This window comes from Leifsonia sp. SIMBA_070, from assembly GCF_046534635.1.
Classification (GTDB): domain Bacteria; phylum Actinomycetota; class Actinomycetes; order Actinomycetales; family Microbacteriaceae; genus Leifsonia.
The window spans coordinates 1-259 of record NZ_JAWRYK010000501.1 but is presented as its reverse complement, the minus strand read 5'-3'; the positions used below and the strand labels follow the sequence as shown (position 1 = coordinate 259).

Here is a 259-nt window from a genome sequence, read left to right as displayed (position 1 = left end):
CCATCGCCACGCGCCTGGCCGCCGAGGGTGCCTGCGTCGTCGTCGCCGACCTCGACCTCGAGAAGGCCCAGGCCGCCGCCGCCGAACTCGGCAACACCGACGTCGCGATCGGTGTCGCGGCGAACGTCGCCGACGCCGCGGGCGTGCAGGCCGCGATCGACGCCACGCTGCTCGCCTTCGGTGGCATCGACCTCGTCGTGAACAACGCCGGCCTGTCGCTGTCGAAGCATGTCCCGGCGACCACCGAGAAGGACTGGGA

At 72.2% G+C, this 259-nt stretch carries 1 protein-coding gene; it reads left to right on the top strand.

Translation table 11 applies throughout. From position 1 onward, the window contains the following. A partial coding sequence (locus tag SB754_RS21210) for an SDR family NAD(P)-dependent oxidoreductase (RefSeq protein WP_410784314.1) occupies nucleotides 1-259 on the top strand: 259 nt, incomplete at both ends.